The organism is Mycobacterium sp. NGS27 (assembly GCF_059813005.1).
Genome location: NZ_JCALDT010000003.1, coordinates 135,242 through 156,464, shown reverse-complemented (window position 1 = coordinate 156,464; position 21,223 = coordinate 135,242). Strand labels below are relative to the sequence as shown.

Here is a 21,223-nt window from a genome sequence, read left to right as displayed (position 1 = left end):
TCCTTCTGGACTTGCGTAAACATCAGTGGGCGAATCCTTCGTTGGCGCCCTCGATCACGGACTCCCCGACCAACGGGTTGACCAGCTGCACGTACGTCGGAGCGTCGCTGTCGCCCAACAGGATCGCCCGCCCGGCGGGCAGCCGGCCGAATCGCTGACCGCGGATCTTGCCGCTGTCCTGCGGATTGCCCGCCAGCATCAACGTGGTCGCCTGCAGGTCGTTGAACCGGCGCAGCAGCGGGTTGGTCATCAAGGCGTGCCCCGAACCGGTGGCACGTGCGGTGACGATCACCCGTAGCCCCAGATCGGCTGCCTGCGAAAGCAATCCGATCAGCGGCGTCCAGGGCCGCTGCCCGACGTAGGGACCGCTCATCGCCGGCGAATCGGGTATCTGGTCGACGTCGTCGATGATCAGATAGTGGGTGTGGCCGGCGTAGCGCCAGTGGGCCAGCTCTGAAGGCGGCAGGCCGGCCGGCGGCCGCCGCGATTCGATGATGTTGGCCAGGCCCAGCATCGCCGGGGTGATCCGGTCGATGTTGGCGGTGTACTCGTTGTCGGCGAACAGCGGCTCGTCGACGAGGTGCAGCCGACGATCCAGCACCGTGAAGGCCACCTGATCGGGCGTGGAGTGCTCGCGCACGGTGCGAATGAGATGGCGCAGTAGCGTGGTCTTCCCGGACTTGCTGTCGCCGAACGCCATCAGCAGCGGGTTCTCGGCGAAGTTGAGCACCACCGGCGCGAGATCTTCTTCGCGCTGGCCGATGACGACCTGCTCCGGCCCCCGATACAACGACCCGACAGACTCCGGCGCGAGGTTGGTCGGCAGCAACCGCACCGGAGGCGCTGTCAGGCCCGAGTAGCGCGCATTGAGCTCGGCCACCTGTTCCAGCTCGGGAGCGGCGAACAGGAAATGTTCTGCGGCCATGGTCAATCCGCGGCCAGGCTGATCGTGCGGCACCGCCTCGGCGGGCCGACGCAGGGCGCCGACCACCCGCACGTTGCTGTCCCGCGGGTCGTGCAGCTTTAGCTCGAGCCGCAGTCCGAGGCCGTCGCGCATGGCCAGCGGCACCTCCAGCCAGCTGGGCGTGGTGACGACGACGTGGATGCCGTAGGCGAGGCCGATGTTGACCAGCTCACTGACCCTGGCCAGCAACGGGTTTCGGGTGTTGAACTGGTCGGTGTTGTCCCGACCGAACGCGTAGAGGTTGTCGATGACCAGGAACACCTCGCCGAACCCGTCGTCGGGGACGCCACCGCGGGAATCCCGGAACGCCTCTCGCCGCTGCCGGGCCAGCAGCAGCTGCTCGAGCTCGCCGAAGGTGCGCCGGATACGTTCGGGTTCCAGCGCCGAGGCCACGCTGCCCACGTGCGCCAAATCTTCGAGCGCCCGCAGCTTGCCGCCGCCGTAATCCAAGCAGTAGAAGGTGGCCTCGCGCGGCGAGTGCAGGTTGGCCGCGGACAGGATGAACGTCTGCAGCGCGGTCGACTTGCCCGATTTCGGGCCACCGTGGATGACCATGTTCCCGGCCGACGAGGCGGCGTCGAACACCAGCGGGTCGCGGCGCATCTCGAACGGCTTGTCGATCTCGCCGAGCGGCCACTGCCACTGCCGGGGCGGCACGCCGGCGCGGGCCAGCATGGCGGTCAACGGGATCGGCTCGTCCAGCGGCGGCAGCCACAGCTGCGGCGCCCGCGGGCCGTAACCCGCCAGCTGATCGCCGATGGTGGCAATCAGCTTGCGCGGCGGCCCGGTCAACTCGTCTTCCTCCGGGGCGGTGATCACGGTGTCCTGATCCGGTTCGACTCGCCCGGCCGTAAACAGCTTCGGCTCCGGGATAGACGGCACCACAAAGGATTTGGCCTTGACCGGCGGGTCGTAGATGCCGTCCACGTAGGTGCTGCGGAACTTGATCGGCGTCGCACCCGGGGCGGGCACCAAGAAGCCCACGCCCTTGTGCTCCTTGCCGGACTCGATGTGGTAGGCGTCCTCGACACCGATGATCTGGCGAGAAACGCTGGGACTGGCCACCTTCAAACCGATGCGGTAGGAGGTGTTCTTGTCGATGTCCTTGATCTTGCCGACGTCCAGCGTCTGCGACGCGAACAGGATGTGGATGCGGAACGAGCGGCCTTTACGCGCAACGTAATCGAACAGCTCCGCGTATTCCGGGTGGTCGGCCAGCATCAGCGTGAACTCGTCGGCGACCACGAACAGCGTCGGGATCGGCGGCAGGTCGTGTCCGGCAGCGATCGCGGCCTCGTACTCCACCACCGAGTTGAACGCGCTGCCCTGCACCTGACGGCCGGCCTCACGCAACAACGTCTCCCGGCGGGCCACCTCGCCGCGCAGCGTGTCGGCGAACCGGTCGGCAAGCGACTTCTTCTCGGCCATGTTGGAGATGACGGCGACGACTTGCGGGAAGTTACGGAAGCTATCGGCCCCGGCCTCACCCTTGAAGTCGGCATAGATGACGATCAACCGATCCGCCGAATGAGTCGTCAACAGCGACAACAGGATCGACATCAGGGTCTGGGACTTGCCCGACCCGGTCATACCGATCATCAGCCCGTGCGGCCCCATCCCGCCCTCGGCTTCGTCCTTGAGGTCGAACATCAACGGCTCACCGGTCGCGGTGACCCCGATCGGAACGCGCAACTCGTCCTCGCGCCGGCGCGGCGCCCACAGCGTGGGCACGTCGAGCTGGGACGCGTCCGAGATGCCCAGCATCGTGGTGAACGTGGCACCGCGGGTGGCCGCCGAGCGCAGCCCGGTGTGGGTGGGATTGGAGTCCCAGCGCGACAACTGGCGCGCCAGGTGCGCGGCCTCGTCGGCACCCAATTCGTCGGCATTGTCGATGTACGGCTGCCAACCGCCGGTCTGCCAGCGTTCGATGGCGCCGCTTGCGACGCGCAGGATCGGCTTCTCCGGATCCGAATACTGGTCACGGTTCGGCGCCGTTGCGCTGCGGTGCACGACGGTGACACCGGCCCGGCCCAGCGCGAGCGTCGACGCGTTCAGGTCGTAGTCGGGGTCGTCGACGACGATCAGCAGATGGCGGAGCGCGGCGGCGGCCTCGCCGGTGAAGGCCGGACGGTCGAGGAGGGCCGAACCGAGGCTCGCCACCAAGTCGTCAACGTTGGTGAACATGAAGCGGGCCGGTCCGACCCCGTCGAGCTGACCGGGAATGTCGATGTGCGGCAACCACTTCAGCCACGACCAGTCCGGGTCCTCCAGGTTCGGGGTGACCAGCGCGACCCCGAGCACGGTCGGGTCATGCCAGGTCACCGCCTGGGCGATCCAGGCGCGCAACGCCGCGCGCGCCTCGTCTTCCGCGCCGACCAGGGTGATCCGGGAAACCTTGGCCAGGTCGATTCCGGTCGGCACGTCGCGCACGGTGCGATGGGTGTCGAGCAGGCTGCGTAATGCGCTGTGCGACACGGGCTCCAGGTCGATTTCGTCCGCGGTGTCGTTGACCCGCAAGGCGGTGGCCAGCGGCACGTGATGGCGGCCGGCCCGCAGCACCAGGAAGTCGGGATCGTGCGGATCACGCTCCCATTGGCGGCGGGATCCCGGCACCGCCGCCAACGCGGTCGGCTCCGGGTGGGACCACTGCGCGGCGGCGCGCTGCGCGGTGGCCTGGGTGCGGATGTTGTCCCGCACCACCGAGAGGTAGCGCAGGTAGTCGGCGCGTTCGGCGTCGACCTCCTCGGTACGCGTCTTGTTGTCGTTGCCGCGATACATCGCGGTCGCGGCGAGCAACAGCACGAACGGGAAGAACAACGTCTGCGGCGAGATCAGCCGCATCCCGGTGGCGAACAGGGCGACGACCATGCCGACGATCAGGATCACCAGCACATAGGGCATCGCCCGCCGCAGGAACGACGGCGGAATCACCCGGGGCAGCTCGGGCGGCGCCTCGATGGCGATGGTGCCCTTGCGGGTCACCGGCGGCGCCAGCCGGCGGCGCGCTTCGAAGATCAGTCGGCTCATCGGGTGGCTCCCTCGGCAGAGGCCACGCGGCCGGGCCTTTGATCGGGCGTCAGCCCGTCATGTGCCAGCAGCGCGTCGGCGCGCGAAAGTGTCGGTCCATTGGCGAACAGCGACAGCACCGACCACGGCGCGGGGACCGGCGATCCGTTAAGGCCCAGCGCCTCAACCGTTTTGCCGTGCCCGGCGGCCGAATGCTCGGCCTCGTTGTCGATGCCGTAGCGGACGCCGGTGTCGGAGACCCAGAACAATGAGCCGGTGCCCGGTGAGTCCGGGCCGCCGCCGACGGTCTGGGTGAAGTAGCCGGTGCCGGGCGCCAGGGCGACCCGGGTGGCGGTTGTCGGCGCGCCGCCGCTCACCAGGTCGACGGTGCGGATCGATTCGGCGATCGGCAGTGCGGAGCCCGACATCAGGTTCAGCGAGCTGGTCGCGGCCCCGGCCGGCTTGCTCCAATAGGCGCAGCTGACAGGGGATTTGGCCGCATCCACGACGCTGATCTGCTGATCGGGATACCGTGCGGTGTCCAGCATCCGCGACACCGGGAGCTTGGCCACCGCGTCGGCACCCAGCCGCGGTGGTTGGTCCAGCCCATAGGAATTGGTGTTGCGCAGGATCGCGGCGAGCACCGGCGAGATCTGCTGTAAACCGTCGGGCATGACCGCGTAGTAGCGCGGCGCGCCCGAAGAACTCTGGTCCAGGGCGTAGGAGACCACCACAGCGCCGATCGGCGCGGGCACGCTGAACGGCGCCGGGGCGCCGGCGTTCGGGATGACCGGCGCGGTCAGCGGCGGCCCCTCGGGTATCGCGTTGAACAGGCCCAGCGCGATGGGCCGCGGCGCGGGCACCTCGGAGTTGTTCTGCCCCAAGCCGAGTGCGTTCGTGATGGCGTGGTCGGTCAGGTTGATCTGCGAACGCCTGCCATCCCACAACAACCAGGTGCCGCCGTCCCTGTCCACGAGGATCGCCTGTCGCGACGGGAGCGTCGCCGCGCGCGCACCGCTGCTGTCCGGCCGGCCCGCGATCACCGTGACGCCGGTGCTGTGGGCGGCATGCCCACCCTGGGCCGGCTCGCTGACCGAGTCGCACACCGTCCAGTTCGCGTCGTGCGAGGGGTTTTGCACCATGCGTTCCGGCGCCCCCGGGATGCCGATCAGGTTGCCGCGCGGAAAGCGGTCCAGTTCACTGCTTTTCACCATGGTGGGATCGACCGCGTGGCCGGTGATCAGCCGGGCGGAGGTCAAGTTGAGCACCGGATGCAGATCCTCGCCGACGCGGACGTACAGAGCGGCCGTCGACCGGTCGGCCAGTATGGCGTTGGTGCCCACCGTGCCGCTCGGCCGGATCAGGGAGAACACGAAGCAACCCGCCAAGCCGGTGATCAGAAGGACCGCCCCCATGGCCACCGCGCGCGACTGTGTGCGCAGCGGGTCGACCAGCATCCTGGTGTCGTGCAGGGCGATACCGGAGGCGATTCGGCGCATCACGAACCGCCAGCCGGTGACCTGGTGGCGCGTGACGAAACCGCGGCGATACTCGACCTGGTCGGGGTTGTCGTTGACCGGCGTGCGAGAGGTGAACGAACGGCGCTCGTCGGACTCGTTGCTCATGCCGGCACCGACAGGCCCAGGCCGCGCAGCAGCGGCTCTACCGACCGTTCGACGTCGCCGTCGGTGATCGTCATCAACTCCTCGTCACTGAATTCGCCGGTGCCGGCGTGTTCCGAATGGTCGAGCCGGAACTCGCGTTCTTCCTCGGAGCGCTCGACGATGTTTCGGACGAATCGACCGTTGCCGGCGATGTCCAGGTTGCGCCGCGAGATTCCGTTCGCGTCCGGAGTCGACTCGGATGCCAGCTTGCTGAACAACGCCTCCATGTGTTGCAGGGCGGATTGTTCGAAGATGCTGTCGCGCTGCTCGGCCATGGTGTTGGCGATCTCGACCAGCTCCGACGGTGCGTAGGAAGGGAAGTCGATGTTGCGGGTGAATCGAGAACGCAAGCCCTCGTTGGTATCCAGGAACTTATCCAGGTCGGCGCGGTATCCGGCGATGATGACCACCAGCCGGTCGCGGTCGTTCTCCATCCGCGCCAGCAGCGTGTCGATGGCCACCAGCCCGAAGTCGTTCTTGGCGCCCGTGGCGACAAGTGCGTAAGCCTCGTCGAGGAACAGCACGCCGTCGAGCGCGCTGTCGATGATCGCGTTGGTCTTGGCCTCGGTCTCACCGATGTGCTGGCCGATGAGGTCGGCGCGGTGCACCTCGCGGATGTTTTCCCGCTTCAAAAGCCCCAGGCCGCAATAGATCTTGGCGACCACGCGGGCGATGGTGGTCTTACCGGTTCCGGGCGGACCGGCGAACACCAGGTGGTGGGCGCGCTGCGCGACCGCGAGGCCACGCTGCTTGCGGACCAGTTCCATGGCGACCGAACTCTTCAGCCGCGATACCTGGTTCTTGACCTCGTCGAGCCCGATGAACTCGGCGAGCTGGCGCTCCGCCTCGTGCAGCAGCACGGCTTTGCGTTCGTGCGCGGCGGGGTCGACGAAATCCTCGGCGCTGGGCTCGGTTTCGGGGTCCCACGGATCGGTACGGGCCTCGATCCGGGCCGCCGTGGTGGTCACGATCCCGAAACTGGTGTCGGTCAAAGCCTGTTCGACTTGCTCGTTTTCGGGATGGGCGGCGTACAGGTCCTGCAAGACCTCGCTCGCCGAGTCCTCGTCCACGTGCGCGCGCAGCACCAGCGCCTTGGCCAGCGCGCCGTCGACGGCGGCCACCGCGACGGGGCCCTCGGGCTCCTCCAGATACGACAGCGACGGGGCGAACATGCCGAGCCGGGCCAGCGCGGTGCCCAGGGCGATCTTGGCGGCGTGCGCATACGCCTCGTCCAGATCCGCGTCGTTGACGATCGGGGTCAGCAGCTTGACGACGTCCGACCAGCGCTCGGCCCGGTAGTTGATGACGACGGACACCCAGCGGGCCTCACGCCAGTTCGGGCGGCCGGCAGTCAGGCCGGCGACGATTTCGTGGGCTTCAGCAAATCGTCCGGCCGTTGCCAGCGCGGCCGCGTAGGCGAGGTGGAAGTCGTCGGGCGCGATGGCGCGAAACTGCAAATACAGTCCGGTGTCGTAGCGGAAGCCCAGCGAGCCGGGCGCCAGATCGACCTGGCGCTGCAGCGTGCCCGCGGTCGCGACGTTGCGCGAGACCGCCTCGAGCACCCGCAGGGACACATCGCCGGCGGCCGCCAGGCCCGTCCATGCGTCGCACTGGTCGTGGGCGACGCGGGTCAGCGCGGTGAAGCCGGAGCGCGCGGCGGCCAGATCGGCGGGGCGCTGACGCTGGTACACGACGATGCCCAGCGCGCGACAGCACGTGGCGAACCGGCTGACGACGTCCTCGTCAACCCGCGAATTGACAGGCTGAGCTGTGAGCATGCCGGTGTCACCGCGCTCCACGGCCGCGTCTTTTCATGTATGTAGTCTCCCCTAACCTAACCCGCCTGAAGTTAGCATTGCATAAGCTAACTGTCGAGACGCTTGGGTCTGTCCGGCTCACCACTGCACTGTCCTTGTTTTACCGCTGTTGAGGTTGCTTTGACCCTGAGTTCTCCGCATTTTCGGCATACTCACAGCCACACGTCGGGCGCTCTCACAGCAAGGCCTTACCTTAATGAAAATCATTTTCATTATCAACTCGGCGTGCGAGCCTCGGGGCCACCCGTTACCGCCGAGCGGATCAGGGACGACACCGTCCGCACCGGCGCGGTCATGACAACGACTCCTTGACGATCGGGTGAACTCGGCTACCGCCACGACCGGTAGCCGCGGAACGATCACGCAGCCAGTAGTCGGCTGGCCGGGCGGAAAAGTTCCCCTTAATCGGTGTCCCAACTGCCCGGCAACATCGGCGCCGCTGGCCCGTTTCCGAACTCGTCACCCGCTAGCGTCGTCAGCCCCGCCGCCTCGGCGCTCCCCACCGGCGCCGTTCCGGCAAAGCCCAGCGACCCCGCGCCGCGATCCGATGCCACCGGCAGGCCAGGATCGGGTACCGGCCCGTCATCCGGTTCCAGGTCCACGTACTCGTAGCCGCGATAGTGGTCTTGCATCGTCGCGCGACGGCGCCGCCGCGCCCGCTGCCTTTCGGACACCGATGCCGCCGCCGGCGCGGCGGCCGCGGCGGAACGCGGCTCGAACGACTTGCGCTGCGCGCCGCTGCCCATGCCGGAATCGGTGCCGATGCCGGGTCCACCGACCAGATAGGGGAAGGCGACTGCCTCGCCGCCGGTCACCGGCGGCGGCGGTGCCGCGGTAACCGGGGCCGAGGTCGGCGTGGGCGCCGGAGCGGGGGCGGAGACCGGGGACGACGCCGGCGCGGCGACGGGAGCGGCGCTCACCACCGGGGCGCTGCTGACGGCCGGCGCGCTGGGCGCCTGCGGCATCGCTGCGGGCACGGCGGCTGGTTCCGGAATCGGGTCCGCGACAGGCTGGATCCCGGCCAGCAGGGTCAGACCGGCTACGCCTCCCCCAAATCCCGCGGGCACGATCAAGGGAATGGCCGCAAGCTGCGGGAAGGTCTGAAGGGCCTCCCCGAGGTGGGTGAATTCGTCGGCGATCAGTCCCGCCGGCCCGAAGATGTCCTCGAGCAGATCCTCGATTGCGTCGGCCGGATCCTCGGGAAATTCCGCCAGATCTTTTCCTATCGTCTGGAAGATCTCGAGGAAGCGGTTCACCCACCAGCTCAGCTGGGTCGGGTCACCGCCGTCGTTGTCGACGATGCCCGTATCGTCGTCGTCTTCGCCGCTGCTGTCGCTGGCGTTCATGATGGGGGGCGCCGGATCGGTCGGCGGCGCGGACGCTACCGCCGCGGTCGAGACCGCCTGATAGGTCGTCATCGTGGTGGCCGCCTGGACCCACATCCGGGCGTAATCCGCCTCATTGAGGGCGATCGGAATCGTGTTGATGCCAAAGAAATTCGTCGCCACCAACACGCCGTGGACGGTGTGGTTGGCGGCCAGCTCCGGCAGCGTGGGCATGGCGGCCAGCGCTGCGGTGTAGGCCGTGGCCGCGGTCTCGTGCCGGGTCGCGGCCACCGCGCTGTTTGCGCTCGCCCGCATCAACCACGCGAGATAGGGCAGGTGGGCGGCCGCGTACCGTTCCGCGGTTGGGCCCTCCCACGCTCCGGCCTGCGCTGCGGCGAGGGTCGCTGAGAGCTCGTCGGCCGCCGACGCGTAAGTAGCGCTCAGCGAGCTCCAGGCGGCCGCGGCGGCCAGCAGGCCGGCAGGTCCGGGACCGGTACTCAGCAGCGTGGAATGGACTTCCGGTGGCAACGCCATCCATACGGGTGCGGTCATCCTCCGGACTCCTTGCCGGCTGAAACCGATGCCGCCCGGGCTGTTGGACGGCGCACCGATCAGCCCGTCATTAGTCGGAGGGCGGCGCGCAAAAGTTCCGGCGCGAGGTCAACTCATCGAAAACTCATGAAAAGGCGACCGCGGAAGTCAGGCCTTTACGGCGCTCACCAGGGTGTTGCGCGCGATCATCGGGCCGGCCTCGGTTTCCGGTCCAGGCACCGGGCGGCCGACCCGCCGAAGGTAGTCGGCCAACGGAGTGCCGACCGCATTCCAGCCGTGGTTGCCGAACCAGTCGGTAGCCGGCGCATGCCGCTCGTTGTATACCAGCTGGAAGAACACGCGCCCGTCGCCCTGCGCGGTGGCCGCGCGTTCTTCGGCGACCGCGGCTTCGAAGTCCTCGGGCTCCATCGGGGCGCCGTCCTCGACGGCGACGTGGCTGCCGTGGCCGGCCAGGCCGTCGATACCGGTGAACAGCTGCTCTTCGGCCGCTGCCGGGAGGTAGATCAACAAGCCCTCGGCAATCCATGCCGACGGTTTGGCGGGGTCAAAGCCGCTGTCGCGCAACGCTTGCGGCCAGTCATCGCGCAGGTCGATGGCGATCTCACGACGCTCGGCACGCGGTTGGGCGCCGGCGCCGGTGAGCACCTCTCGCTTGAAGTCCAGCACTTGCGGCTGGTCGAGCTCGAAGATCGTCGTCGCGGCCGGCCAGTCCAGCCGGTAAGCGCGCGAGTCCAGGCCCGCCGCCAAGACGACGACCTGACGCACGCCCGCGTCCGCGGCACGACGGAAATATTCGTCGAAGAACTTGGTGCGGGCGCCCTGGAAGTTGACGAAGTTCTCGCCGAAGTCGGCGGTCTTCAGCTGGTGGTCGGGCTCCTTGCCGTCGAGGACGTCCGCCCACGAACCGCCGACGGCGCGGCAGAAGACCTCCGCGTACGGATCCACGGCCAACGGGTCGGCCTTTTGCGCCTCCAACGCCCGCGCCGTTGCCACGAACAACGCGGTCGACCCCACGCTCGTGGTGATGTCCCAGGTATCGCCTTCGCTACGCACGAAGACCACACTACGCCCCGCGACCGACAAAGCCTTTCCGGTGGCGCGCAACGGTAATGGCGCTCGTCGTTACCTGCGGCCGCAGCGGCTGCCGTCGGCCCCACCCCCGCGGGGACAGCCGTGAGCCGATGCAACTGATCGCTCAATGCGGGTAGGCATAGGGGTTGGGCGGGGCGTCGATGCGGGTGACCGAGGTGGCCTGCAGTATCGGAATCGCCGGCGAATTCGGTTGTCGCGGAGCGGGTATGACCTGCCCCTGGACCCGCAGCCAGGTGTTGTCCGGCAGGCCGGCCGCGGCGCCGGCGGCCGGTCCGCGCAGGTGAATGCGCGCCAGCTGAGCGTCGGCCGCACAGCAGATGATGACGATGCGACCGAGGTCGACGCCCTGGGCCTCGTTCAATACGAAGCCGGTCATGGTGATCGACCGGTTCGTCAACGATCCGGTCGAGTCGTGCGCTTCGCGCATCAGCACCTCGGGGAGCGAGACCTCTGGAGAAGGCCCGGGCGGCAGCGGCGGAAATGCCCTATTCAGAACATCATTGGATACCGATGTCACGGATGGGGCGGCGGCCGAGGGCCGAAGCGCCGGTGGCGCCACGAACATCAGCACCAGGACGGCGACCACCAGCAACCAGGCGATGCCGGTCCGATGGGAATGCTCGTGGCCCTGATCACCGGTTGCGTCACCGACTCGCGGCCCGCCGCGACGAATGTCACCGATGATCGCGATCAGCGCCAGACCGATGAGTACCACCGCTGATCCGATCAACCATGGCAACAGCCCGGGTTTGACGTAGCGGGTGAACACGCCGGACACGGTGATCATGGCGATGCTGATGCCCACCAGGAGCAGCACGGTGTTCTCGGCTTCGCGGCTCATCACCGGGCGCCCAGGACGAAAAGCCCGATCGCGCAGGCGCTTGCGGTGGCCACCAGGAAGGTGCACGGCGCAAAGCGCGCGGCGAACGCGCGGCCGAACATGCCCGCCTGCATGGCGAACAATTTGACATCGACGGCCGGCCCGACGACCAGAAACACGAGCCGGGGCACCAGCGGCACCATCGTCATGCTGGCGGCCACGAACGCGTCGGCCTCCGAACACAACGCGAGCACCACCGCCAGGGCTGCCATCGCCGCGACGCCCAGCACCAGGTCAGTCGCCAGATGCGTGAACACCCACTGCGGCATCGCGACGTGAAGCAACGCCGCTGCGGCAGCGCCGAGCACCAAATACGATGCGGCCTGCAGAAAGTCGTGACGGGCCGCCTCGACGAAGGCCATCCACCGCGGTTCGGTCCGGATTCCCCCGGCGGGCAACCGGCGGGTGATCCATTCCGCGCGGCCCCACCGCGACCACGCCCAGCCCATGACGACCGCGGTCAGCAGCGACGCCCCCATGCGGGCGAAGACCATGCGGGGTTCGCCCGGGAACGCCACCGCCGTGGCGACCAGGACGACCGGGTTGATCGCCGGCGCGGCCAGCATGAACGTCAACGCCGCGGCTCCGGTTGCCCCGCCTTCGCCGAACAACCTGCGCGCCAACGGAACTGACCCGCATTCACACCCCGGTAGCGCGACGCCACCGAGGCCGGCCGCCACCACCGCCAACGCCGGCCGGCGTGGCAACCAGCTCGCCAGCCGCTGCGGCGACACAAACACCGCGATCAATCCGCTGATTACGACACCGAGCACCAGGAAGGGGATCGCCTGCACGAAGACTCCGCAGAACACGGTGCCCACCGTCGAGAGCGCCGCGCTGTTGAACACCGCGTTGCGCAGGGTCGTGGCGGCCAACGCGCAGGCCAACAGAAGGGCGACCAGCACTTCCATCGACCCGACGCGTAACCGGCGCCCGGACTTCAGCGTCTCCACCGGGTCATTATCTCAGCGCGCACCAACAAGGGGTTTCGGGACGATTCGCCAGGCCGCGATGGTCGACCCGTCGTCACGGGCGCTACTCGTTCCCTTCATCGCTGCGCGGCGCCCGGTCGCCGGCGCCCTCGGTGCTCCAGGTGCCCGGCATCATCGGCAGCGTCGGGCCGCCGCCGTATTCGTCACCGGCCAGTGTGGTCAATCCGGCGGCCGCGGCGGCCATGTCCCGGCGGGCGGTCCCGGCGAAGCCCAGTGTGCCGGCGCCCCTGCCGGACGCCAGTGACGCGCCCCAGTCGGGGTCGACATCGACGTTCATATCCATGAACTCGTCCCCGCTTTGTGTCGCGCGCCGACGCCGGCGCGCCCGGGCGGCTTGCCGCGCGGCCGCGGCCGCCACCGCTGCGGCGCTATCCGGTTCGGGTGCTTTCCTTTTCGCGCTTGTGCCGGCGCTCGCGCTCATGCCCGAGCCCGTTCCCATCCCCGGGGGGCCGATGACGTAGGGCGGAAAGAACCCCGCTCCGGGTGTGACCGGGGCCGGCGCTGCCGGTGGCGCACTGGCCACGGTGTTTGCGGTAGGGGTGGGCGCGGGCGCCGGGGCCGAGGCAGGTGCCGCAGCGGTCGTAACGGAGCTCGGGGCCATTGCGACGGCGGGCAGGGCGGGGGGCGCCGGGGGTGGGATCGGCATGGGCGCCGGGACGACCGCCGGTTGGGGTATGGCCGCCAAGCCGGCCAAGCCGGCGAACCCGCCGACGGCGCCGAAGGGAGCGGCCGCGAGCAGCAGGGCGGGGGCCAGCAACTCCGGCATGCTGGTGAAGATCTCGAGGATGTGCGTCGGCCAGTCGAACAGCGCCAGCTGAACCAGATACTGGAAGGCCAAGGCGGGATTGTGCACCAGGTAGTAACCGAACTGCTCGAAATCCTCCAGCAGTTCCAGGGCGCGCACCACCCAGAAGATGGGGTCCGCGGCGTTGGTATAGGCGTCGTAGTCCAGCCCGTTCACCGTGCCCTCGGCGGGGTCCCAGTCGATCCCGAAGTTTTTCAGGATCTTCGCGATGAAGTCGTTGAGCGGATTGTCGATCTTGGGATCGTGAAACGGGCTCCCCGAATCATCGTTCGAGGCATCGGATTTCACGATCGGTGGGGCCGGATCGGGTTGCGGTGTCGACGCGACGGCCGCGGTGCTCACCGCTTGATAGGTGGACATGGTGGTGGCCGCCTGGGTCCACATTCGCGCATAGTCGGCCTCGTTGACGGCGATGGGTATTGTGTTGACGCCGAAGAAGTTCGTCGCCAGCAGGACTCCGTGCACAACGTGGTTGGTGGCCAGTTCCGCCAGCGTGGGCATGGCCGTCAGGGCTGCCGTGTAGGCCGCAGCGGCCACCTCGTGCTGACCGGCGGCCGTGGCGCTGTCGGCGCTCGATTTCGCCAACCAGGCCAGGTACGGCGCGTGCGCGGCAGCATAGGACTCGCTCGTGGGCCCCTGCCATGCACCGGTCTGCACCCCCGCCAGTAATGTGCTCAATTCGTTTGCGGCAGAGGCATATTCGGCGCTCAGTTGCGACCACGCACTGGCCGCGGCCAGCAATGGCCCGGGTCCGGGGCCGCTGCTGAGCAGCGCGGAATGCAGTTCGGGCGGCGAGGCCATCCAAATTGGCGCCGTCATAGGCACTCCTCAGGCTGGAAGGGTTACCAGGGTGAGGAGCTTAATGAATATGATTATCGTTTTCAAGCAGCCGGGCCTGCCGGCTTGCGCCGTCACACGAGCGGGCGGCCCTTCTTGATCCTGCGGTCCAGGTCGTGCAGCAGGATGTTGAACGGGAACTGCCGGATGAACCGCGGTAGATACCGGTTCACCGCGGCCAGTACGGCGATCAACCTGTCGAAGCGGCGTTGCTTGGTTGCGTCCCAGGGCAGCCGCATCTCGTCACGAAACCGCTGCGGCAAGAAGCCCGTGGTGATCAGCAGCGCGAAGCTGTCGGAGCGGCGCTGCAGCCCACGGGGCAGTCGAACGCCCCGAATCCGGTTGGCGGCAATGGGAAACAGGTACTCACGCACGGCGTCGTCAATGTGCACCTTGGCCAGCGACTCTTCCCAATAACGGTCGAACGCCGCACGGTCGGCGGGCCACATCTCCGGCGGCACCTGCAAAGTGGTGGCCAGTGTCATGCCCTCGCGGTAGTGACGGTCGGCCTCCTCGCCCTCGAGTTCACCGATGAACATGCGGTAGATGTCGACGCCGCCCTTGTACAGGCAGGCCCCCACCCATAGCTGCAACGCGGGATCGAAGGCGTTGTAGGACACCGGGCTTGCCGCGGTGGAGTACACCTGCGCATGGGCGCGGTTCACCGCCCGGCGGAACGCGTCCTTCTGGGCATCGGTGCCATTGGTCGCCACGGCCAGGTAGGTGAAGGTCGTGCGGGCGCGTTTGATGGGGTGCAGGTCGACCCGACCACTTTCGACGCGGCTCTCCATTACGCCGTATCCGACGCCGGGTTGCGCCAATTGCATGATCACGTTCGCCGGGCCGGCCAGCAGTGCGACTCCCATCAAGCCCTCGTCGATACCCAGCAGTCGTCCCCGCCTGCGCCGCCGGGCGCGGGGCGGGTCGGTGACTCTGCGCTCGACGTGCCCAACCGGTTGGTGCACCGGTTCGTGAATTGCCATGGTCAGGTCCTCCCGCAGCGCGTCGCTAATGTGCGAACGCTTGTTTCCTGATATTGTCGCGGCCGGGCGTAAGTGTCAAGATGGTTTCCATGAGCGAGAGCGTGCGGCCGTATCGCGGGGTCGAGGCCGCTGAGCGCCTGGCCACCCGCCGCAACCGGCTGCTCGCCGCGGGCCTGGACCTGCTCGGGGCGGAGCGGCAGAACATCTCGGCGGTCACCGTCCGCGGCGTGTGCCGCAGCGCCGGTCTGGCCGCCAGGTACTTCTATGAGAGCTTCGCCGACAAGGACGAGTTCGTCGCCCGCGTCTTCGACTGGGTTGTCGCCGAGTTGGCCGCCACCACTCAGGCGGCGGTCGCCGCGGTGCCGGCCGATGAGCAAACCCGCGCCGGCATGGCGAACATCGTGCGCACCATCACCGAAGACTCGCGCGTGGGGCGGCTGCTGTTCAGCACGCAGCTGGCCGATCCGGTGGTCGTGCGCAAACGCGCGGAGTCCAGCGCGCTGTTCGCCATGCTGTCCGGTCAACACGTCGGCCAGGCGCTGCAAGTTCCGGCGAACGAACGCATCAAAGCCGCAGCGCATTTCGTGGTCGGCGGCGTGGGACAAACCATCAGCGCCTGGCTGGCAGGTGACGTCCAACTGGAGCCGGACCAGCTCGTCGATCAGCTGGCGGCGCTGCTCGACGAGCTCGCCGAGCCAAACCTGTACCGCCTCATCGAAACACGTGCGGACGCATAGAGCTCGCCGCCAAGTCACCGGATCACGGGAACAGCGGTAAATCCCAGAGCCGCATGCCGGGATGCAGCAGCCACAACCGCATCATGGTGAGCCGCATGATGCGCACCGCGCTGGTGATCAAGAAGATCGCCAGCGGCACCTCGATCAGCACCGCCGTGATCACCGACAGCCAGATGTCCTTGGGCCCAGCGGTCATCAGGTCGAACCAGGCGTCGCAGATCAGCAGGACCCCCGTCGTGAACGCGGCGAGCACCAGCAGCTGACGGCGCAGGTACCCGAGCGCCGCCGTGGTCAACATGAACCCGACCAGCAGCACGTCGAAACCGATCCAGGTGATGGGCCAGTTGTGCGCGACGTAGTTCTCGGGCAGCGTCACCGACAGGTAGCCCAGCCACGGCACCATCGCCATGGAGCCACCGATCATCAGGCTCAACCGGATGCGCCGCACCCGCGCCAGGAAGTCCGGGTCGATCACGTCACCGAGCGGCTGCTCCAGCCTGGTGATCAGGTCCCGGCGCTGCTGGGGCGTGAGCGCCGCGATCTGCGCGTCGGTCAGAATGCCGTCGGTCATCAAAACACCCTCCGGCTCGGCCCGGTCGGATCAGTGCGCCGCACCCACCGGGGGCCGGCGCTCGGCGGCGGTCCTGGGCACCGCCTTGGCATCATCGCTGGCGAATTCCTTTACCCAGCAAGCGAATTCAAGGGTAATGCCGTCCGGGTCCTGGAAGTAGAACGAGCGCACGTAGACGCCGGGATGGACGGTCGCGGACACCTGCATGGGGCTCTCGTCGTGGTTGAGCACGGGCCCGACCCGCACCCCTTTGTCCTTGAGGAGCTGACGGTAGGCGTCGAACTTCTCGGGTGGCACGTGGAAGGCCAAGTGGTTCATGGTGCTGACGGCGCTGGTGATATCGCCGATGCCCGGGATGGCGCCCGGCGACGAGATGCCAGGCACCCGGTCGGGGGCGTCGGCGAACCAGAAGAATGCGACGCAGTCGCCGTTGCCGGCGTCGAAGAAGAAATGCTGACCCGCCCCGCCCGGTAGATCCAGCGATTTGATCAGCGGCATGCCGAGGATATTGCTGTAGAAGTCCACCGTTTTCGCCATGTCCGAACACACCAGGGCGACATGGTTGATCCCGCCGAGTTCGAATTCCGTGTTGGTGTTGTGCGGCTTGATCATCTGGTGGCTCCCCTCGGTCCCCGGCTTGACGATCCTGGCCAAGATCCAAATCTGAATCTAACATCAGTTTCAGTTTTAGCCCAGGGAGGTGCGCAGGTGTCGACCGCGGCGTCCACCGCCGGCCGGGGCGGCCGGCCCGCCGAGCTTCCCACCGTTCGGGGCAGGCGCACGCGGGCGGCCATCGATACGGCCGCCCGGACCGTCATCGCGCGCAAGGGCGTCCTGGCCACGACCATCGCCGACATCGCCGCCGAGGCCGGCCGGTCGGCGGCGTCGTTCTACAACTACTACGACTCCAAAGAGGCGATGGTGCGTCAGTGGGCGCTGCGCTTCCGGGACGAGGCCAACGAGCGCGCGCTCTCGGTGACCGGGCATGGTTTGTCCGATCGGGAGCGCGCGCACGCCGCCGCTTCGGCGCACTGGCACACCTACCGCAATCGGCTCGCCGAGGTGATCAGCGTGTCGCAGCTGGCGATGATCAACGACGACTTCGCCCGATACTGGGCCGAAATCTGTGAAATACCAATATCATTCATAGCCGATTCGGTCCGACGCGCCCAGGCTCAGGGCTATTGCCTCGACGACGATCCGCGGCTGCTCGCCGAGGCCATCGTGGCGATGTTCAACCAGTTCTGCTACCTGCAGCTCGGTGGGACCCGCGCGGCGGAACCCGATGATCGGGCCTGCATCCAAACCCTGGCCAACATCTACTACCGAGCCATCTATGCGTGAGGGGGACCGCTGAATTGACTCGTCGCACCGGTGCCGGAGTGATCCGCGAATTCGTCGGGCTGCCGTCCCCCACCGCGGGGCGCGCGGGCGCGGGCGGGCACCCGTGCCAGGGTCTGTATCACCGGGGGGTCGGACGCAAACCCAAAGTGGCGATGATCGCCACGCACTACCAGATCGACTTCTCCGAGCACTACCTCGCCGACTACATGGCCACTCGCGGCGTCGGGTTTCTGGGCTGGAACACCAGGTTCCGCGGCTTCGAAAGCAGCTTTCTGCTCGACCACGCCCTGGTCGACATCGGCGTCGGCGTGCGCTGGCTGCGTGACGTTCAGGGCGTGGATACAGTTGTGCTGTTGGGAAATTCGGGTGGCGGCTCGCTGATGGCCGCGTACCAGTCACAGGCCGTCGAACCGAACGTCACCCCGCTGGACGGAATGCGTCCGGCGGCCGGGCTGACCGAATTGCCGCCCGCCGACGGCTACGTGGCCACCGCCGCCCATCCCGGGCGTCCCGAGGTGCTCACCGCCTGGATGGACGCCGCCGTCGTCGACGAGAACGACCCCGTCGCCACCGACGCCGACCTCGACCTGTTCAACGAGCGCAACGGCCCGCCCTACTCGCCGGAATTTCTCGCCCGCTACCGCACCGCGCAGGCCGCGCGCAATCACGCGATCACCGACTGGGCCGAAACGGAGCTCAAACGTGTTCGCGCGGCGGGGTTTTCCGATCGCCCCTTTTCCGTGATGCGGACCTGGGCCGATCCCCGCATGGTCGACGCCGGCATCGAGCCCACCAAACGGCAACCCAACATGTGCTACGCGGGCGTCCCGGCCAAGGCCAACCGCTCGGCGCAAGGGATCGCGGCGGCCTGCACGCTGCGCAACTGGCTGGGCATGTGGAGCCTGCGGGTGGCGCAAACCCGCGCCGAACCGCACCTTGCCCGAATCACCTGTCCCGCCTTGGTGATCAACGCCGAAGCCGACACCGGAGTGTTTCCCTCCGACGCCCGGCGCATTTTCGACGCACTCGCCGGCACCGACAAATCGCAGGCGTCGGTGGACACCGACCACTACTTCACCACCCCGGGCGCACGCAGCGAGCAAGCCGACACCATCGCGCAATGGATCAGCAAGCGATGGCGCTGACACGTCTCGACCATGTCGCCGGCGCCTGCGCGAAAGACGCCCTGGCCCATCTCGTCAACCAACCGACTGGTTGTTAGCTTGGAAGGTACGTGGCCGACGCGGCCTCCTGCAGCAACGGAAGGCGACCAATGCCGATCGCGATAAATCCCGAGCATCAAGACCTGGCCGATTCCGTGCGATCACTGGTGACGCGCGTCGCGCCGTCGGAGACGTTGCACGCGGCCATGGAGACGCCCCTCGAGAACCCCCCGCCGTACTGGCAGGCCGCCGCCGACCAGGGCTTGCAGGGCGTTCATCTCGCCGAATCCGTCGGCGGGCAGGGCTTTGGCATCCTCGAGTTGGCCATCGTGCTGGCCGAATTCGGTTACGGGGCGGTGCCGGGCCCGTTCGTGCCGTCGGCGATCGCCAGTGCCCTGATCTCCGCGCACGACCCGGACGCGAAGGTGCTCTCCGAGCTGGCATCGGGCGCCGAAATCGCCGCCTACGGCCTGAATTGCTGCGCGCTGACCGCCACCCGGCACGGTGACTCACTGGTGATCCGCGGCGAGGTCCGTGCCGTCCCCGCCGCGGCGCAGGCCTCGCTGCTCGTGCTGCCCGTTGCGATCGACAGCGGCGAGGCGTGGGTGGTGCTGCGCGCCGACCAGCTCGAGATCGAGCCGGTGAAAAGCCTGGACCCGCTGCGCCCCATCGCCGATGTGCGAGCCAACGCCGTCGAGGTCGCTGACGACGTCGTGCTGACCAACCTGAGCATGGCGACCGCGCACGCGCTGATGACCACGCTGCTGTCCGCGGAGGCCATCGGCGTGGCCCGCTGGGCGACCGACACGGCGTCCCACTACGCCAAGATTCGCGAACAGTTCGGCCGCCCGATCGGTCAGTTCCAGGCGATCAAGCACAAGTGCGCCGAGACGATCGCCGACACCGAGCGGGCCACCGCGGCCGTGTGGGATGCCGCCCGCGCTATCGACGAGGCGCGCGAAAACGGCTGGGACACAGCGGGTTCGCACGTCGCCTTCGCCGCCGCGGTGGCGGCGACGCTGGCGCCCGCGGCCGCCCAGCGGTGCGCCCAGGACTGCATTCAGGTGCACGGCGGGATCGGCTTCACCTGGGAACACGACACGAACGTCTACTACCGCCGGGCGCTGATGCTGGCGGCCTCCTTCGGCCGCAGTTCGGACTACCCACAGAAAGTCGTCGACACCGCGACCACCACCGGCATGCGTCCGGTGGACATCGACCTCGACCCCGACACCGAGAAGTTGCGGGCGGAGATCCGGGCCGAGGTCGCCGCGCTCAAGGAGATCGAGCGCGAGCAGCGCAAGGTCGCCCTCGCCGAGGGCGGCTGGGTGCTGCCCTATCTCCCGAAGCCGTGGGGCCGCGCCGCCAGCCCGGTGGAGCAGATCATCATCGCCCAGGAGTTCACCGCCGGGCGGGTGAAGCGGCCGCAGGTCGGCATCGCCGCGTGGATCATTCCGTCGATCGTCGCGTTCGGGACCGACGAGCAAAAGCAACGGTTCCTGCCGCCGACCTTCCGCGGCGAGATGATCTGGTGCCAGCTGTTTTCCGAACCCGGCGCCGGGTCGGATCTGGCCGGCCTCTCCACCAAGGCCACCCGGACCGACGGCGGCTGGCGCATCACCGGTCAGAAGATCTGGACCACCGCCGCGCAGTACTCGCAGTGGGGTGCGCTGCTGGCCAGGACGGACCCGAGCGCCCCGAAACACAATGGCATCACGTACTTCCTGCTGGACATGAAAAGTGAAGGCGTGACGGTCACGCCGCTACGCGAGCTCACCGGCAACGCGATGTTCAACACCGTCTACATCGACGACGTGTTCGTGCCCGACGGGTGCGTGCTCGGCGAGGTCGACCGGGGCTGGGAGGTCAGCCGCAACACGCTGACCGCGGAGCGGGTGTCGATCGGCAGCAGCGACGCGAACTTCCTGGCCACCCTGCCCCAGTTCGTCGAGTTCGTTCGCGACGGCCACTTCGACCAGATCGCCCAGCATCGGGCGGGCCAATTGATTGCCGAGGGCCATGCGGCCAAGGTGCTCAACCTGCGTTCGACGCTGTTGACGCTGGCCGGTGGGGACGCCATGCCGTCGGCGGCGATCTCCAAGCTGCTGTCCATGCGTACCGGCCAGGGTTACGCCGAGTTCGCGGTCTCGTCGTTCGGCACCGATGCCGCGATCGGCGACCCCGGCCAGCTACCCGGCAAATGGGGCGAATACCTGTTGGCCAGCCGCGCCACCACCATTTACGGCGGCACCTCCGAGGTACAGCTGAACATCATCGCCGAACGGCTGCTTGGCCTGCCCCGGGACCCGTAAAACGTCGCACAAAGCCCCAAAACAGGGCCATGCCGACCTGACTAGGTCAGGCCGGCATGGTTCCCCGGACGCGGTCGGCCATCCCGAGGGTTGGCGTGTCGGCGAGGGCCGTTACCGCGCGGAGATGGTGGTTACCACCACCAGTTCCACCAGTGCTGGGGGCCCCAGTAGCCACCGCC

The 21,223-nt window shown here is 68.0% G+C and carries 15 protein-coding genes; 4 read left to right on the top strand and 11 right to left on the bottom strand.

Going from position 1 to position 21,223, the window contains the following annotated elements:
* Positions 1-22: 22 nt before the first annotated feature.
* The 9 genes from eccCa to AC5Y30_RS09180 form a co-directional block, all read right to left on the bottom strand.
* Positions 23-3,991 carry a type VII secretion protein EccCa gene (gene eccCa / locus AC5Y30_RS09220; RefSeq protein WP_499917812.1) on the bottom strand — a complete coding sequence of 1,323 codons (3,969 nt, stop codon included), beginning with the start codon at positions 3,989-3,991 and terminating at the stop codon, positions 23-25.
* Entirely contained in the window at positions 3,988-5,595 is a 1,608-nt protein-coding gene (eccB, locus tag AC5Y30_RS09215; protein ID WP_499917811.1) for a type VII secretion protein EccB, read from the bottom strand. The genes eccCa and eccB overlap by 4 nt, the downstream gene beginning before the upstream one ends.
* Entirely contained in the window at positions 5,592-7,433 is a 1,842-nt protein-coding gene (eccA3, locus tag AC5Y30_RS09210; protein WP_499917810.1) for a type VII secretion system ESX-3 AAA family ATPase EccA3, read from the bottom strand. Before eccA3 ends, eccB begins: the two co-directional genes overlap by 4 nt.
* 419 nt (positions 7,434-7,852) lie before the next feature.
* The gene (locus AC5Y30_RS09205) at positions 7,853-9,328 is read right to left on the bottom strand and encodes a PPE family protein (RefSeq protein WP_499917809.1); all 1,476 of its coding nucleotides are present in this window, start codon (positions 9,326-9,328) and stop codon (positions 7,853-7,855) included.
* Positions 9,329-9,475: 147 nt separating this feature from the next.
* Positions 9,476-10,381 (bottom strand): class I SAM-dependent methyltransferase, encoded by a 906-nt coding sequence (locus AC5Y30_RS09200; protein WP_499917808.1) that lies wholly within the window; start codon positions 10,379-10,381, stop codon positions 9,476-9,478.
* Between the two features lie 142 nt (positions 10,382-10,523).
* On the bottom strand, positions 10,524-11,261 hold the full coding sequence (locus AC5Y30_RS09195) for a TIGR03943 family putative permease subunit (protein ID WP_499917807.1): 738 nt from the start codon (positions 11,259-11,261) through the stop codon (positions 10,524-10,526).
* Positions 11,261-12,253, bottom strand: a complete 993-nt coding sequence (locus tag AC5Y30_RS09190; protein WP_499917806.1) for a permease — start codon at positions 12,251-12,253, stop codon at positions 11,261-11,263. Before AC5Y30_RS09190 ends, AC5Y30_RS09195 begins: the two co-directional genes overlap by 1 nt.
* Before the next feature lie 82 nt (positions 12,254-12,335).
* On the bottom strand, positions 12,336-13,916 hold the full coding sequence (locus AC5Y30_RS09185; protein WP_499917805.1) for a PPE domain-containing protein: 1,581 nt from the start codon (positions 13,914-13,916) through the stop codon (positions 12,336-12,338).
* A gap of 92 nt (positions 13,917-14,008) precedes the next feature.
* Positions 14,009-14,917, bottom strand: coding sequence for an oxygenase MpaB family protein (locus AC5Y30_RS09180; RefSeq protein WP_499917804.1), 909 nt, complete (start codon positions 14,915-14,917; stop codon positions 14,009-14,011).
* Positions 14,918-15,006: 89 nt separating this feature from the next.
* Between AC5Y30_RS09180 and AC5Y30_RS09175 the strand changes: the two genes are divergently transcribed.
* A complete protein-coding gene (locus AC5Y30_RS09175; RefSeq protein ID WP_499917803.1) occupies positions 15,007-15,654 on the top strand; it encodes a TetR/AcrR family transcriptional regulator in 648 nt (215 codons plus the stop codon).
* 22 nt (positions 15,655-15,676) lie between these two features.
* On the opposite strand, the gene AC5Y30_RS09170 is transcribed toward AC5Y30_RS09175, so the two are convergent.
* Positions 15,677-16,225 (bottom strand): hypothetical protein, encoded by a 549-nt coding sequence (locus AC5Y30_RS09170; RefSeq protein ID WP_499917802.1) that lies wholly within the window; start codon positions 16,223-16,225, stop codon positions 15,677-15,679.
* A 30-nt stretch (positions 16,226-16,255) separates the two neighbouring features.
* Positions 16,256-16,837, bottom strand: a complete 582-nt coding sequence (locus AC5Y30_RS09165; protein ID WP_499918232.1) for a VOC family protein — start codon at positions 16,835-16,837, stop codon at positions 16,256-16,258.
* Between the two features lie 96 nt (positions 16,838-16,933).
* Here AC5Y30_RS09165 and AC5Y30_RS09160 point away from each other — a divergent pair, with 96 nt between their 5' ends.
* The 3 genes from AC5Y30_RS09160 (at position 16,934) to AC5Y30_RS09150 (ending at position 21,044) form a co-directional block, all read left to right on the top strand.
* Positions 16,934-17,569: a TetR/AcrR family transcriptional regulator gene (locus AC5Y30_RS09160; RefSeq protein WP_499917801.1), complete on the top strand. Its 636-nt coding sequence runs from the start codon at positions 16,934-16,936 to the stop codon at positions 17,567-17,569.
* Between the two features lie 14 nt (positions 17,570-17,583).
* Complete coding sequence (locus AC5Y30_RS09155; RefSeq protein WP_499917800.1) at positions 17,584-18,714, top strand: alpha/beta hydrolase family protein; 1,131 nt, start codon at positions 17,584-17,586, stop codon at positions 18,712-18,714.
* Between the two features lie 128 nt (positions 18,715-18,842).
* Complete coding sequence (locus AC5Y30_RS09150) at positions 18,843-21,044, top strand: acyl-CoA dehydrogenase family protein (RefSeq protein WP_499917797.1); 2,202 nt, start codon at positions 18,843-18,845, stop codon at positions 21,042-21,044.
* Positions 21,045-21,223: the final 179 nt, after the last annotated feature.

What these genes read in the sequence shown, in the direction of transcription:
- eccCa (WP_499917812.1), bottom strand. Translation starts at nt 3,991, where the DNA reads ATGAGCCGACTGATCTTCGAAGCGCGCCGCCGGCTGGCGCCGCCGGTG.
- eccB (WP_499917811.1), bottom strand. Translation starts at nt 5,595, where the DNA reads ATGAGCAACGAGTCCGACGAGCGCCGTTCGTTCACCTCTCGCACGCCG.
- AC5Y30_RS09205 (WP_499917809.1), bottom strand. Translation starts at nt 9,328, where the DNA reads ATGACCGCACCCGTATGGATGGCGTTGCCACCGGAAGTCCATTCCACG.
- AC5Y30_RS09195 (WP_499917807.1), bottom strand. Translation starts at nt 11,261, where the DNA reads ATGAGCCGCGAAGCCGAGAACACCGTGCTGCTCCTGGTGGGCATCAGC.
- AC5Y30_RS09185 (WP_499917805.1), bottom strand. Translation starts at nt 13,916, where the DNA reads ATGACGGCGCCAATTTGGATGGCCTCGCCGCCCGAACTGCATTCCGCG.
- AC5Y30_RS09180 (WP_499917804.1), bottom strand. Translation starts at nt 14,917, where the DNA reads ATGGCAATTCACGAACCGGTGCACCAACCGGTTGGGCACGTCGAGCGC.
- AC5Y30_RS09175 (WP_499917803.1), top strand. Translation starts at nt 15,007, where the DNA reads ATGAGCGAGAGCGTGCGGCCGTATCGCGGGGTCGAGGCCGCTGAGCGC.
- AC5Y30_RS09170 (WP_499917802.1), bottom strand. Translation starts at nt 16,225, where the DNA reads ATGACCGACGGCATTCTGACCGACGCGCAGATCGCGGCGCTCACGCCC.
- AC5Y30_RS09165 (WP_499918232.1), bottom strand. Translation starts at nt 16,837, where the DNA reads ATGATCAAGCCGCACAACACCAACACGGAATTCGAACTCGGCGGGATC.
- AC5Y30_RS09150 (WP_499917797.1), top strand. Translation starts at nt 18,843, where the DNA reads ATGCCGATCGCGATAAATCCCGAGCATCAAGACCTGGCCGATTCCGTG.